At 70.1% G+C, this 12938-nt stretch carries 10 protein-coding genes; 9 read left to right on the top strand and 1 reads right to left on the bottom strand.

Annotated elements, in window-relative coordinates; translation table 11 throughout:
- Positions 1-52: 52 nt before the first annotated feature.
- The 9 genes from ACTMO_RS0110460 to ACTMO_RS20910 all read left to right on the top strand — a co-directional run bounded on the left by ACTMO_RS0110460 (position 53) and on the right by ACTMO_RS20910 (position 11946).
- Entirely contained in the window at positions 53-1297 is a 1245-nt protein-coding gene (locus ACTMO_RS0110460; RefSeq protein ID WP_019854642.1) for a PucR family transcriptional regulator, read from the top strand.
- A 317-nt stretch (positions 1298-1614) separates the two neighbouring features.
- Positions 1615-3075: a dihydrolipoyl dehydrogenase gene (gene lpdA, locus ACTMO_RS0110455; RefSeq protein ID WP_026449076.1), complete on the top strand. Its 1461-nt coding sequence runs from the start codon at positions 1615-1617 to the stop codon at positions 3073-3075.
- A gap of 141 nt (positions 3076-3216) precedes the next feature.
- Positions 3217-4338, top strand: a complete 1122-nt coding sequence (gene pdhA, locus ACTMO_RS0110450) for a pyruvate dehydrogenase (acetyl-transferring) E1 component subunit alpha (protein ID WP_019854640.1) — start codon at positions 3217-3219, stop codon at positions 4336-4338.
- Positions 4339-4458: 120 nt separating this feature from the next.
- The gene (locus tag ACTMO_RS0110445) at positions 4459-5454 is read left to right on the top strand and encodes an alpha-ketoacid dehydrogenase subunit beta (protein ID WP_019854639.1); all 996 of its coding nucleotides are present in this window, start codon (positions 4459-4461) and stop codon (positions 5452-5454) included.
- A gap of 106 nt (positions 5455-5560) precedes the next feature.
- Positions 5561-6844: a pyruvate dehydrogenase complex dihydrolipoamide acetyltransferase gene (locus ACTMO_RS0110440; protein ID WP_019854638.1), complete on the top strand. Its 1284-nt coding sequence runs from the start codon at positions 5561-5563 to the stop codon at positions 6842-6844.
- A 197-nt stretch (positions 6845-7041) separates the two neighbouring features.
- Positions 7042-7830 (top strand): EI24 domain-containing protein, encoded by a 789-nt coding sequence (locus ACTMO_RS0110435; protein WP_051099263.1) that lies wholly within the window; start codon positions 7042-7044, stop codon positions 7828-7830.
- Positions 7831-7887: 57 nt separating this feature from the next.
- Positions 7888-8604: a M50 family metallopeptidase gene (locus ACTMO_RS0110430; protein ID WP_019854636.1), complete on the top strand. Its 717-nt coding sequence runs from the start codon at positions 7888-7890 to the stop codon at positions 8602-8604.
- A gap of 224 nt (positions 8605-8828) precedes the next feature.
- Entirely contained in the window at positions 8829-9635 is an 807-nt protein-coding gene (locus tag ACTMO_RS0110425) for an SAM-dependent methyltransferase (RefSeq protein ID WP_019854635.1), read from the top strand.
- Positions 9636-9756: 121 nt separating this feature from the next.
- Positions 9757-11946 (top strand): putative bifunctional diguanylate cyclase/phosphodiesterase, encoded by a 2190-nt coding sequence (locus tag ACTMO_RS20910; RefSeq protein ID WP_051099068.1) that lies wholly within the window; start codon positions 9757-9759, stop codon positions 11944-11946.
- Here ACTMO_RS20910 and meaB read toward each other — a convergent pair.
- Positions 11923-12909, bottom strand: coding sequence for a methylmalonyl Co-A mutase-associated GTPase MeaB (gene meaB, locus ACTMO_RS0110415; RefSeq protein ID WP_019854633.1), 987 nt, complete (start codon positions 12907-12909; stop codon positions 11923-11925). The two genes, ACTMO_RS20910 and meaB, sit on opposite strands and share 24 nt — an antisense overlap.
- Between the last annotated feature and the right edge of the window lie 29 nt (positions 12910-12938).

Here is a 12938-nt window from a genome sequence, read left to right as displayed (position 1 = left end):
AATCTCCTTCGGTCCGGGTCGGAGGGCCGTTCGACGCGTATCGTCTGGGGACGTGGTGGCTGATCCCTTCACGGACGGTGTCCACGGGGCGCGCACCCGTACGCCCCCCGACGGATCCACCGAACGAATCACGCATTCACTGGCCGCGGCCAAGCTCGACGAGGTCCCGGAGCTGGCGCAGCGGCTCATGTCCGCGATCTTCACCGACAACCCGGAGTGGACCGACTACAGCCCCGTCCCCAGGGAGGACCTGTGGGAGGGGTGTGCCAACTACCTCGCCCGGGTGCTGGACATCCTCAGCGGGCGGGTCGCCCGCAGCGAGGACGACAGCGTGGCCGCCGCCATCGGCAGAAGGCGCGCCGAGCAGGGCGTCCCCCTCGAAGTGATGCTGCGGACCTTCCGGCTCGGCGGGCGCATCGTCTGGGAGGCCCTGGTCGACCAGGCACACACCGACCGTGTCGACCCGGACGCGGTGCTCGGCGCGGCCACCGCCATGTGGACGGTCATCGACGGCCTGTCCTCGGCGTTGTCCACCTCCTACCGCAACACCGAGCTGGAGCAGCTGCGCAGCGACGACCAGCGGCGTCACGCGCTGGTGGAGGACCTGTTGGGGGGCAGAGCGCGGGACACCGCCTTCGCCCAGCGCACCGCCAAGGAGCTGGACCTGCCCACTTCGGGGCCCTATCTGGTGGTCGTGGCCGAGATGATCGCCGACGGCAGCTTCGCGTTGCGCGGGCAGCAGGCCGCGCTGTCGGCGCTGCACATCCGCTCGGTCTGGCAGGTGCGTGCCGACACCTTCGTCGGTCTGGTCGCGCTGGAGCAGCACGAGGAGGCGACCGCGCTGTCGGCCCTGCGCCAACTGGTGCGCGGGCGGGTGGGGGCCTCTCCGGTGGTGCGTGGTCTCGCCGAGGTCGGGGTGGGCCACGAACTGGCCGTCACGGCGTTGGGAACCTCGCCGCGGGGGGCGGTGGAGCTCGTCTCCCTGGGGCAGCGTTACCCGGAGGCGCTGTTGGTGCAGTCCCCCGACCTGGCGCAGCGGTTGTTGGACGAACACTTGGGCGCGATCCTCGCCCTCCAGCCCAAGGAGCGGGACATGCTGTTGGAGACCCTCTCCGCCTGGCTGGAGGAGAACTGTTCCACGGCGAACGCGGCGGTGCGGCTGCACTGTCACCGCAACACCGTGCTCAACCGGCTGCACAGGATCACCACCCTGATCGGCAGACCGCTGCACGGCCGGGACTCCTACGTGGCCCTGTCCCTGGCCTTGTCGGCGTTGCGGATGCGCTCCGAGGGGTGAGCTCCCACCGGGGGCTTGAACAATCCCTCCGCGCTGGGTCAACCGTGCGAGTGGGGAAATTTCCGTTTTTTTCACTCTGGGTCGGAGGCCGCTGTTGTTTCCCGGCGCTCTCTCTGGAGTTACTGCCAGTAGGTTCTCGGAGAGTGTTGGTTTGTGCGCTCTTCGTCGCTGAATAGTGGGAAAGATGTGCGGGGTGCACAGTCACGGGCGGTCAACTCTGGGCGTGACGGCATGGCGCGACCGTGGTCGCGGTCACGACACTCGACACGCGACAACGCGACGCTTTCGGCGGTGCGACACAGAAGGAGCACAGCGACGTGCAGGAATTCGACCTCCTCGTGGTAGGCGGGGGCCCCGGTGGCTACGTAGCGGCGATCCGTGCCGCCCAACGTGGCCTGTCGGTCGGCCTGGTGGAGAAGGAAAAAGCGGGCGGCGTGTGCCTGAACTGGGGCTGCATCCCCACCAAGGCGATGCTGCGTTCCGCCGAGGTGTACGAGACCGTCCTGCACTCCGAGGACTTCGGAGTGCACGCGGAGAACGTGCAACTCGACTTCGGGGCGGTCTCCCGCCGCAAGGACGGGGTCGTCAAGAACCTCACCGACGGGGTGGCCGGTCTGCTCAAGGCCAACGGAGTGACCGTCATCAACGGGCACGCCCGGTTCACCGGACCGACCAGCGTGGACGTCTACCCCACCGGGGAGTCGCCGCTGGGGGAGGGCGGCCCGAGGTACGCCGCTCAACCCGCCGGTGACCAGCCGGTTGAGCGGGCCAGCGCCCGGGACGTGATCCTGGCGACCGGTTCCGTGCCGGTCCGGCTGCCGATTCCCGGGGGCGACCTGCCGGGAGTGATCACCTCCGACGGGGCTTTCGGTCTCGACGACGTGCCCGGGCGCATCGCCGTGATCGGAGGCAGCGCCGTGGGAGCCGAGTGGGCGAGCATGTTCGCCGCCTTCGGCAGCGAGGTCACCATCGTGGAGATGGCCTCCAGCCTGGTTCCGATCGAGGACGCCGAGGTGGGCAAGGCCCTCGGGCGCTCCATGGCCAAGAGCGGGATCCGGGTGCTGACCGACTCGACCGTCTCCGCCGTCGAGCGCGGCGAACAGGGACTGCGGGTCCACGTCGACGGTGCCAAGGAACAGCAGCTCGACGTGGACGTCGTCCTCATGGGCGTGGGACGCAAACCCAACACCGGGGCCCTGGACCTGGAGGCCACGGGTGTGGACACCGACGAGCGCGGGTTCGTGCGGGTCGACGAGAGGATGCGCACCAACGTCGAGCACCTGTACGCCATCGGCGACATCACCGGTAAGGCGCTGCTCGCCCACGTCGCCTCCCACCAGGGCGTGGTCGCCGCCGACACCGTCGCGGGTCACGAGGCCCACATCGACTACGGGGTCGTGCCCGCCGCCACCTTCACCCACCCCGAGATCGCCAGCGTCGGTCTCACCGAGGCGGCGGCCAAGGAGGCGGGTCACGAGGTGGTCACCAGTCGTTTCCCCTTCGCCGCGCTGGGCAGGTCGAAGACCACCGGCGACGAGGAGGGCTTCATGAAGATCGTCGCCGGGGCCAAGCACGGCGAGATCCTCGGTGTCCACGTGATCGGCCCCTCCGCCAGCGACCTGATCACCGAGGGCACGCTGGCCATCAGCCTGGAGGCGACCCTCGACGAGCTCGCCGACACGATCCACGCGCACCCGACCCTGGGAGAGATCGGTATGGAGGCCGCCATGTCGGCACTCGGCCTCCCCCTGCACACCGCGCCGCCGCGACGCCGCTGACTCGCGGAGGAACCCGTCGGTCGGGACCCGCGCGAGGCGCTGGTCCCGGCCCCGCAGACATCGACGTTCGGCCGCGGCGGCCCCACCCGCCGTCGCGGCCGGCGGGACGTCGCAACCATCCACTCGAAGAGGGGATCTCTCATGGCGGAGACCGCTACCCGCACCAAGCCGGCAGGATCCGGTTCGAAGAGCCGTCGCGGCGGGAGCCGCTCGGGCGGCAGCCGGTCGCAGCAGCGCCGGGGGAACACCGCGCTGGGCTCCGAGTCCCCGGAGACACTGCGCGAGTACTTCCGGCAGATGACGCTCATCAGGCGTTTCGAGGAGCGCGCCGCCCAGGGCTACACCCAGGCCAAGGTCGGTGGCTACTGTCACCTGAACCTGGGCGAGGAGGCCACCGTGGTCGGGCTGATGAGTTCGCTGCGGGGCTCGGACTACCTGTTCACCAACTACCGTGAACACGGCTACGCCATCGCCAAGGGCATCGAGCCCGGCAGGGTGATGGCCGAGTTGTACGGCCGGACCACCGGCACCTCCAAGGGGCTGGGCGGCTCGATGCACATGTTCGACACCCAGGCGGGGCTGCTCGGCGGTTACGGCATCGTCGGCGGGCAGCTCCCGCTGGCGACCGGGGCCGCGCTGGCGATCGACTATCGCGGGGGCGACCAGGTGGTCATGTGCCAGATGGGGGACGGCACCACGAACATCGGGGCCTTCCACGAGTCGATGAACATCGCCGCGCTGTGGAACCTGCCCGTGGTGTTCGTGGTGGTCAACAACCACCTCGGTATGGGTACCACCGTGGAGATGGCCTCGGCCGAGTCCGAGCTGTACAAGCGGGCCGTGGCCTACCGGATGCACGGCGAGCGGGTGGACGGCAACGACGTGGTGGCGGTCAACGAGGCCGCCACGCGCCTGGTCGAGCACGCGCGCGGCACCGGTGAGCCGGCCATGCTGGAGGCGGTCAGCCACCGGATGAAGGGACACTCGGTGGTCGACCCGGCCAAGTACCGCAGTTCCGAGGACGCCGAGGCGGCCCGCGCCGCGGACCCGGTGGCCGCCTTCCGTGCCCGGTTGATCGCGGAAGGGGTGCTGGACGAGGACGGGGCCGCCGAGATCGAGAAGGCCGTCCAGGCCGATGTGGACGCCGCCGTCGCCTTCGCCGACGACAGCCCCCACCCGGACCCGTCCACGCTGTTCGACTACACCTACGCGACGCCGGTGGCCAACGACTCCCGGAGGTTGCCGGCCGATCCGGTCTTCTGAACGACCGTTCCGCCGGTCCGGCCGGGCCGTGCGCCACGGTTGACCGAACCACACCCCGCCACGAAGCGCCGGGGGCCGCCACGGCGGTCCCCGGGCGAAGCACGCCCAGGAGAAGAACCGTTGGCCGTCATTACCTATCGGCAGGCGCTGCACGACACGCTGCGCGAGGAGATGCTCGCCGATGAGAACGTCTTCCTCATCGGCGAGGAGATCGGAGTCTTCGAGGGCTCCTACAAGATCACCGCGGGACTGCTCGACGAGTTCGGGCACAAGCGCGTCCGCGACACCCCTATCGCGGAGGAGGGCTTCGTCGGTGCCGCGGTCGGTGCCGCCATGTTGGGGCTGCGTCCGGTGGTGGAGTTGATGACGATCAACTTCTCGCTGTTGGCGCTGGACCAGATCGTCAACCACGCCGCCAAGATCTACGGCATGTTCGGAGGACAGTGCAGCGCCCCGATGGTGCTGCGCACCCCGGGCGGCGGTGGCCAGCAGCTGGGGGCGACCCACTCCCAGAACATCGAGCTCTACTACGCCTTCGTGCCCGGGCTGAAAGTGGTCGCCCCCAGCACACCGGCCGACGCGAAGGCCCTGCTCAAAGCCGCGATCGCCGATAACGACCCGGTGTTGTTCCTGGAGAACCTGGCGCTGTACAACACCAAGGGCGAGGTGCCGGACGAGGTGGCTCCCGCCGAGATCGGCAAGGCGGGAGTGGTCCGCGAGGGCAGCGACATCACCGTCATCGGCTACTCCCGGATGGCCACTGTGGCCACCCAGGTGGCCGATCGGTTACAGCAGGAGGAGGGAATCTCGGCCGAGGTGGTGGACCTGCGCAGCCTGCGTCCCCTGGACCGGGAGACCATCGTCGAGTCGGTCCGCAAGACCGGCTGCGCCGTCATCGCCGAGGACGACTGGCTGACCTACGGGGTCGGGGCGGAGATCGCGGCCTCGATCTCGGACGGCGCCTTCGACTACCTCGACGCCCCGGTTCGGCGTGTCGCCGCGGCCGAGGTGCCGCTGCCGTACGCCAAGCCGTTGGAGCGGGCGGCGCTGCCTTCCGCCGACTCGTTGACCACGGCGGTCCACCAGACCCTCGAAGCCGTCGGACACCGTCGCTGACAGACCCAGCAAGGCGCAGACGCATCGTGCGGACGGGGGCCGGTGGGCCTCCGCGACCGGCTCGTCCCGCCCACGATGGGTCACTCACCAGGAGCCGAGGAAGACCATGACCGAGATACACATGCCGCGCCTGTCCGACACCATGGAGGAGGGCGTCATCTCCGCCTGGCGCAAGCGGGTGGGGGACCAGATCAACCGCGGTGACGTGGTGGCCGACATCGAGACCGACAAGGCCGTCATGGAGCTGGAGGCCTACGACGAGGGGGTCCTGGAGAAGATCCTGGTCGGCGAGGGCGAGACCGTGCCGATCGGAACCCCGATCGGTCTGCTCGGCGACGGTTCCGGCTCCGCGGCCGAGGCCGGGCCGTCCACGAGCGCTGCTCCCGCCCCGGAGGCGGAGGAGTCCGGGCAGGACGACACCTCCGCCTCCTCCGAGCAGTCCGGCATGGGCACGGCGACGCGGCCCGAGCCCTCCCGGGACGGGACCTCGACGGGCACGGGGCAGCGCCCCAAGGCGTCCCCGCTGGCCAGGGCCATCGCCCGGGAGAAGGGTGTCGACCTGTCCACGGTCACCGGCACCGGCCCCGGAGGCAGGATCATCCGGGTGGACGTCGAGGCGGCGGCCGAGCGGAACCAGGGCACCGCCTCCCCGGCTCCGAGCGCCACCCCCGCGGCGGCACCCGCTCAGCAGGAGGACCCCGACGTGGAGGAGATCCCGCTGAGCAACATCCGCAGGGTGACCGCCAAGCGGTTGACCGAGAGCAAGCAGCAGGCCCCGCACTTCTACCTGACCAGCGCCGTCGACGTCACGGACCTGGTGGCCTTCCGCGCCGACCTCAACGAGCGGTTGCGGGCCTCCGGCGGGCCGAAGGTCAGTGTGAACGACCTGGTCGTCAAGGCCTGCGCCACCGCGCTGCGCGCCAATCCCTCGGTCAACGTCTCCTACCGCGACGAGAAGCTGTTCCGGCACAAGCGGATCCACCTCGGCGTGGCGGTCGCCCTGGACTCCGGACTCGTGGTGCCGGTGGTCCGGGACGCCGACCGCAAGAGCGTCTCCGAGATCGCGGTCGAGGGCAAGGAGAAGGCCGAGCGCGCCCGCGAGGGCAAGCTCAAGCCGGACGAGATGACCGGCAGCACCTTCAGTGTGTCCAATTTGGGCATGTTCGGTATCGAGGAGTTCTCCGCGGTGATCAACCCGCCCGAGGCGGCCATCCTGGCCGTCGGGGCCACCCGCGAGGAGGTCCAGGTGCGTGACGGCGAGTTCGTGGCGCGCAAGATGCTGCGCATCACGCTCTCGGCCGATCACCGGGCCGTGGACGGCGCCGTGGGGGCGGTGTTCATGCAGCAGCTCACGAGCCTGCTGGAGGATCCGATCCGGATCATCGCGTGAGTCGAGCCCCCGGGGCGGTTTCCGCGTCGTGTCCGCCCCGGGATCCGGGCACCGTGCGCGGCCCTTCGGCGGCCCGTGCACGGTGCCGCGGAGCCGTCCGTCGGCGGGTGCCCGGCCGTGGAGGTGTCGGTGCCAGGCACCGGAGGCCGTGCACTAGGATCGCCGCAACGATGGCTTCGAACCGCGGGAGTTCGGTGATGAGCGAGGCGGCCGCGGGGCTGCGGGACCTCGGGACCGGCTTCACCAGCATGGTGCGTTCCCCGCGTATGCTGCTGCTGGGGGCCGTCCCGGCCCTGCTCAGCGGTGTGGTGCTGCTGACCGGTGTGGCGGTGGTGGCCTGGTTCAGCGGTGATCTGGCGCTGTTGCTCACCCCCTTCGCCGAGGACTGGTCGGACTGGCAACGCGTGCTGCTGCGCGCGCTGCTGGCCGTGGTGTTGGTGGCGGGGGCCGTGCTGGTGGGGGCGGTGTCCTTCGTGGCCCTGACCCTGTTGATCGGTGGGCCGTTCTACGACCACATCGCCGAGAGCTGCGAACACCGGCGTGGACTGGACAGCGGTTCCGACGGTGCCGGTTCGCTACGGATGGTGTGGCGGGGTGTCCGGGACGCGGGGTACCTGGTGCTGGTCGCCGTGGTGGGTACCCTGGTGCTGTTTCCGTTCGGTTTCGTGCCGGTGCTGGGGCAGACGGTGGTGCCGCTGCTCGGGCTGGCCTTCGGTTCCTGGTTGGTCGCCCTCGAAGTGACCGGACCGGTGTTCCAACGGCTCGGTGTGGGGGTCGGTGGGCGACACCGGATGCTGTGGCGTCATCGGCGTGAGGTGCTGGGCTTCGCGGTTCCGACGTATCTGCTGTGCCTGGTGCCCGTGGCCCAGCTGGTGGTGATTCCCTCCTCCGTGGTCGGGGGGACGCTGCTGGCCCACCGGGTGTTGGCCCGGCGACGACGGGGCGGGGAAGACGACCCGCGGGTCGGCGCGGAGCGGGCAACGTGACCGTGTCGTCGCGGTCGGTGTCCTGGGCGGGACCGACCGCTGTCCTGAGGATGTTCCATGGACGAACTCGGCCGTGACCTGTCGTCTCTCGTGGACTCCGTGCCCGCTCCGGTGGTCGGGCTGCTCGCGCTCGTGCTGGTCGGTTACCGGGGCAGCTGGCGGGTGCTGCGCAATGTGGTCACCATCGCCCACGAGGGCGGGCACGCCGGGGTGGCGCTGCTCAGCGGCCGCAAGCTCAACGGGATCCGGTTGCATTCGGACACCTCCGGGCTGACGGTCTCCACGGGTCCCGCGCACGGCCCGGGGATGGTGCTCACCCTGTTCGCCGGGTATCCGACCGTCTCGCTGTTGGGACTGGCGGCCTCCGGGCTGGTTTCCGGGGGACACCCGGAGACGCTGCTCTGGGCCGCGGTGGCCTCGTTGGCGTTGTTGCTGGTGGCGCTGCGCAATCTCTACGGGGTGCTGGCCGTGGTGGTCACCGGTGGTGTGCTCGCGGCCCTGGCCTGGTGGGGTGACGCGGGGCTCCGGCTGGTCTGCGCCGAGCTGCTGAGCTGGCTGCTGCTGTTGGGCGGGGTGCGGCCACTGTTCGAGCTGGCCCGCAAGCGTCGTGGGGGCAGGGCGGCGAACTCCGATGCGGACCAGCTCGCCCGGTTGACCGGAGTGGCCGGTGGGGTCTGGCTGCTGGTCTGGTTCGTGATCACTGTCGGGATGCTGCTGCTCGGGGCGGGCTGGCTGCTGGAGCTGTCCCCACCGGAGTGGGGGCGATTGTTCTGAGGCCGTGACGTGTTGGCCCGTGTGGAGCGATTCGGTGTCCGCCGTGCTTGCCGAGGCACCGCACCGTGGACGAGCATCGTCACAGTGACGTTGGGCGGTCACGGGCGAGACGTTCGTCCGTCGCTCGTGCCCGTGCGGGTCGTTCCGGGGAGTCGGTGTCGGACCGATTCGTCGGAGTCGCCCAGTAGCCTTGGTGCGTGTGACGGAGCCGACGAGGTGGTGGGATGACGGCACGGACCGGTTGGTTGCCGCGGAGTCTGGACGAGGAGGTTCCCACCGCGGCCAGGGTGTACGACTACCTGCTGGGTGGTGCGCACAACTTCGTGGCCGACCGACGGCTGGGTGAGCGGTTCCTGACCGCACTGCCCAGCGCGCGTGACGTGGCTCGGCTGAACCGGGGGTTCCTGCGCCGGGCCGTGCTCACTCTGCTCGGAGCCGGAATACGGCAGTTCGTCGACCTGGGAACGGGAATCCCCACCGCGGGCAGTGTGCACGAGATAACCGAACGGGCTGGGCGGGGCTGCCGGGTGGTCTATGTGGACCGTGAACCGGTCGCGGTCGCGCACAGCGAGTTGTTGCTGCGCAACGACCCACACGCAGCCATGCTGCGCGCCGACCTGCTGGATCCCGACCGCGTGCTCGGGCATCCGTACACCCGCCGCCTGCTGGACTTCTCCGAACCCATAGGCCTGTTGTTGGTGGGAGTGCTGCACTTCGCCTTTCCCCAGGACCGCCCCGAGGAGGTGGTGCGCCGTTACCGGGAGGCTCTGCCGAGCGGCAGTTGCCTGGCCCTGTCGCACTTCACGGCCGACCTCGCACCGGAGAACATGCGGCAGGTCGTCGAGGTGATGCGCGGCAGCGCGAATCCGGTGTACCCGCGTTCCCACGCGGAGGTAAGCGCGTTCTTCGACGGCTTCGAACTGGTGGAGCCCGGAGTGGTGGGCACGGGGCTGTGGCGCCCGGAACACGCCGAGGACGTGCGGACGCCCGGTGCCGAGCAGATCTACGCCGGTGTCGGTTACAAACCGTGAGAACGAGGATCCCCGGTTGCGTGATTGCGGGAACTCCGGTATGCGATTCGCAGCACGCGATGTGTGATCCGTGTGGTTCGTGTGGTGGTGAGTCCGGACGGAACACCGAGGGAGAGGTGGAATGAGTCGCGCTGGTTCCGGGAGCGGTGTTTCGGGGGAGGGGCTCGCGGGGACTCCGGAACTTCCCCGGTGGGGGAGTGCGTCCTGGTGCGCGGAGCTCGCGGCGCGCTGGGCCGGAGGACTGGTCCGCACCTGCTACGTGCCGATGAGTCGTGGCGAGCTCGAGGAGCGCACGCACGCGTTGGTGGAGCGCTTGGTGGAGGCGCTCGGGGACCCGACCCTGGCCGAGCGGGCCGGTCGTTCGGTGGGCGAGCAGTTGGTCCGGTTGAACGCCACGGGCGAGGAGAGCCTCACCTGGACCCTGGAGTTGCTCTGCGACGCCCTGCTGCCGCAGCGCACCGAGGAGACCCGTGATGTCGTCGGGTTGCTGGCCGCCGTGGCGGCGGGATACACCGAGGCCCGCCAGGCCAGCACCCTCGACCAGCAGGAGACGCTGCGTCGCGCCCTGTTGAGGACCAAACTGGACACCGATCGTCGGCTCCGGGTCAGCGAGGACCGGTTCCGGGAGATCTTCCGGAACACGCCCGTGGGGATGGGGATCTGTGACCTGGAGGGGACGTTCCTGGACGTCAACGACGCCCTGAAGGACACCCTCGGTTACTCCGAGCGGGAACTGCTGTCCCTGCGCCTGGACCAGTTGTTCCCCGCCGGGCAGACCGACGTCGTCTCGGGCGCCTACGCCGACCTGCTGCGGGGAGCCCGCAGCGGGCTGCGGGAGCGATGCGACCTGCGACGCGCCGACGGCGGCACCGCCTGGACCTACGTGGCCCTGTCGGGGCTGCGCGACGAGAACGGCGAGCCGACCCGTTTCGTCGTGATGGTGGAGGACCTGCGGGAACTGAGCTATCTGCAGGAGCGGCTGCGGCACCAGACACTGCACGACAGCGTCACGGGACTGCCGAACCGGCAGCACTTCTGGTCCAGGCTGGAAACCGCGCTGGCCGGTTCGCCGGCCGAGGACCGCCTCACGCTGTACCAGTTACGCCTGGACGGTTTCGGTCTGATCAACGAGGGGCTGGGCTACGAGACCGGTGACGCCATCGTCCGGGCGGTGGCCAACAGGCTCCAGCGGCTCGTCGAGGGGGAGGACGGCTTGGTGGCCCGCATCGGCGGTACCCAGTTCGCCGTGCTGGTGCGCCAGGGGCCGCACACTCCCGGCGTCGCCGAGTTCGCCGAACTGATCAACCGGGAACTGGACGAGCCGATCTACATCGGGGAGAACGGGCTGGCTCCCACGGCCAGTATCGGAGTCATCCAGCGCGCGGTGGGTGACCGGGAACCGGCGGACATGATGTGGGCGGCGGAGGTGGCGCTGCGCAACGCCGAACAGGCCGGCAAACGACAGTGGGCGCTGTTCGACCCGGACCGGGCTCCGCTGGAGCGTTCGGACTCCAAACTGGCCGCCACCATGCCCGGAGCCCTGGAACTCGGGGAGTTCGAGGTGCGCTATCGCCCCCTGGTCTCCCTGCCGGAGGAGCGGATCACGGGGGTGGAGGCGCGGTTGAGCTGGCAACCCCCGGACCACGACGAACTCGGCCACGAGGAGTGTCTACGTCTGGCCGAGCGGTCCGGCATCACGTTGTCACTGCGGGACTGGATGCTGGAGACCGCGTGGAGACAGCTGGAACAGTGGCACGAGCGGGGACTGTGTCCGCAGCTGGTGGTGGGACTCAGCCCCAACCAGTCCAGGGACCCGGACCTGGTCGGAACGGTCCGCAGGACCGTGGGCTCCGGAACGCTCGCGGCGGACCGGCTGCGGTTGTGCGTGTCCATGGGCGCCTTGATGCGCAGCGGAGGTGAGGCCAGGGACAACCTGGACACCCTCGCCGCCACGGGGGTGCGGACAGCCGCCCACGAGTTCCGCGCCTCCCCGGCGGAACTGCGTTTCCTGCGGGAGCATCCCACCCAGGCGGTGCTGTTGTCACCGGAGCTCGTGCGGCTGGTCGACGACGACGCCGGAGAGGAGTCTCCCGAGTTCAGGGCGCTGTGCGGCACGATCCCGCTGGTGCGGGAGCAGGGGATTCCGGTGGCCGTACCGGAGGTGCGCACCGCGCGGCAGGCCCGCTGGTGGTACGAGGCGGGCTGCGAGATCGCGGCCGGGGAGTACTACGGCGTCCCTCTGGACGCCGGGGCGATGGGGGAGTTGCTCGCCCTGCGGGTGTGCGGGTCAGTGGGAGCGGAACGCCCTTAACATGCGTTCGGCGGCGATACCGGCGGTGAGTTCGCCGTCGAGAACCCGGCGTTCGACCTCGGCACGCACCCTGCCCACCTCGGGATCGCGCACCAACTCGTCGACGAGCTGGTCCCGCACCAGCTCCCAGGTCCACTCCAGACGCTGGTTCCGGCGTTTCTCCGCCAGTTCCCCGGCCTCCTCCAGCGTGGCCCGGTGCTCGGTGACCTGTTGCCACAGCTCCTCCAGCCCGGTCCCGGTGAGACCGCTACAGGTGAGCACCCGGGGTTTCCAGGAGGCGTTCGACGGGGTGAGCAGCCGGAGCGCCCCCCGCAGCTCCCGCGCCGTCTCGCGGGCCTCGCCCCGGTGCTCGCCGTCGGCCTTGTTCACCGCGACCAGATCGGCCAGTTCCAGCACGCCCTTCTTGATGCCCTGCAACTGGTCACCGGTCCGTGCCAGGGTCAGCAGCAGGAAGCAGTCCACCATGCCGGCCACGGCGGTCTCGGACTGGCCGACCCCGACGGTTTCCACCAGCACCACGTCGAATCCGGCGGCCTCCATGAGCACGATGGTCTCCCTGGTCGCCCGGGCCACCCCGCCGAGGGTCCCCGCGGTGGGGGAGGGGCGGATGAAGGCGTCCGACTCGGTGGCCAGCGAGCCCATGCGGGTCTTGTCGCCGAGGATGCTGCCGCCACTGCGTTGGGAGGAGGGGTCCACCGCCAGCACCCCCACCCGGTGCCCCTCGGCGACGAGGCGGGTGCCGAGCGCCTCGATGAACGTGGACTTGCCGACCCCGGGGACACCGGTGATGCCGAGACGGTGGGAGCCACCGGAGTGCGGAAGCAGCCGGGTCAGCAGGGACTGGGCCTTCTCCCTGTGGTCGGGTCGGGTGGACTCGACGAGGGTGATGGCTCGGGCGAGGGCGGCACGCGAGCCGTCCAGCACCCCCGTTGCGTAGGTGTCGACGTCGATGGTGCGCGGCATGGATGGAGCGTCCGTTTCGCTGCGGTGCC

Origin of the sequence: Actinopolyspora mortivallis DSM 44261 (genome assembly GCF_000384035.1) — a bacterium.
Taxonomy (GTDB): Bacteria; Actinomycetota; Actinomycetes; order Mycobacteriales; family Pseudonocardiaceae; genus Actinopolyspora; species Actinopolyspora mortivallis.
Note: the sequence above shows the minus strand (reverse complement) of the source record. Positions and strands in the feature narration are given on the sequence as shown.